Annotated in this window: 1 protein-coding gene; it reads right to left on the bottom strand. The window is 37.7% G+C overall.

From position 1 onward, the window contains the following. Positions 1-62: 62 nt before the first annotated feature. Complete coding sequence (repM, locus tag D7V20_RS19075) at positions 63-1,037, bottom strand: replication initiation protein RepM (RefSeq protein WP_120385393.1); 975 nt, start codon at positions 1,035-1,037, stop codon at positions 63-65. Between the last annotated feature and the right edge of the window lie 505 nt (positions 1,038-1,542).

Here is a 1,542-nt window from a genome sequence, read left to right as displayed (position 1 = left end):
TTGAAATGTAATAACAGCAAGCCTTTCAAGCATAATTTTCTACGTGATTGCTACGTGACAGACTAAAAAACTACGCCAAATTCTTCTAATTTTGATTGCCATTGGTCGGCTATTGAATCGGTTGTAATCTCACTTTGAATACGTGCCATCATCTGCATGATTGATTCATCACCTTGTTTAAACCGATCTGATAGACGGTTAGACATGATTAACCCTGTAATCTTGCTTGCTCGATGCTGTAAATCGCTCAAATTTGCGTTTTCAGGTTGTTTTACGATGTTGGCAGGGATTTGACTAGGCTTTTCGATACGTTGGCTAGAATCGCTGTTTTTTGGCGTTTCAGGTTCTGTTTTTTTCTTCTGCTTAAACTTGAATGAAAACCCTGTGATTGTCCGCCCTTTTTTGTGCTGTTCGTAGCTTGCTGTGATGTCGGTATGCTCGTTTATTTGTTTAATAGGGTTTTCAATAATCCATTTTTTGAAATTATCCGATCTAGTATATTCATCATTTAAAACACCTAAACGCTTTCTAAACTCTGCTAGTTCAATAACAGGTGTTTTCCCTGTACTACGCCAACAAATCAATAATTCATATAGACGGACGGCATAGGCACTCGATAAACCGCTAATTTGTTCAATATCGTATTGGGTGAATTGTTCCTCTAATCGTGTAATCAGTGGAACAACGGCAGGGGCAAAAATAACCTCAACTGTTGCCGTTTCATCAATGTAAGCAATTTGCGATACCCAACGACTTGTAATATTAGCTCGCCCACGCTCACGTTTTTCTTGGTAACTAAATTGGCGTGCAAATAAGTCCTTACAAGCATCTTTTAATGCTTGATATGCAGTCTGTCTAGCTACACCAAATTGATTGATATAGCTTTCAGCATGAACGGTTAGAGGATCATTGGCATTGATTCCTTTGCCTGATTCTCTAGCCTCAAGGATAGCCAAGAGAATTAAACGCTGCTCAACTAAGTCTAGGTTATAACTAGCGTTCATTAAGGCATTATCTTTTACTATTAAATCGCTCATTTTACTTATTAATATTAAACCTAGTAATTCCTTTGTATTATATCTTTTAGGATTATGCAAGGTAAACCTAGGAGTATTGGTAGGTAAACCTAGGAGTATTGGTAGGTAAACCTAGGAGTATTGGTAGGTAAACCTAGGAGTATGTCCTCTGTATGCCTTGCTGTGTAGGCATTTCAGCATGTCTAAAAGCATTTAAAAGCATTTAAAAACTTTAAAAGCCCATTTTTATTATGAAAATTGCCCTATGTTTTCGCTTTGCTCAAACTTTTTTGACTAAGCAAGCTTAGTCGAGGGGCAATTTCTTCAAATTACAGGGAAAAATTCAAAGGTTTAAAAAACATAGAGCAAGGATACACAGAGGGTACTTTTTCACTACCGTTCAAAATTCCTACTCTGTGCCTTGTTGGGGCAAGCCCCAAACCCCAAAAGCAAGAGCAAAAAATGGCACTCGCTTCGCTCGTGTCTTTTCAAAAGCAAAAGCTCACAGTAGTTAAAATTTTCATGG

Origin of the sequence: Acinetobacter rongchengensis (assembly GCF_003611475.1) — a bacterium.
Taxonomy (GTDB): Bacteria; Pseudomonadota; Gammaproteobacteria; order Pseudomonadales; family Moraxellaceae; genus Acinetobacter; species Acinetobacter rongchengensis.
Note: the sequence above shows the minus strand (reverse complement) of the source record. Positions and strands in the feature narration are given on the sequence as shown.

Bases quoted from the DNA above. Each gene is read 5' to 3' on its own strand.
- repM (WP_120385393.1), bottom strand. From the start codon at position 1,037: ATGAGCGATTTAATAGTAAAAGATAATGCCTTAATGAACGCTAGTTAT.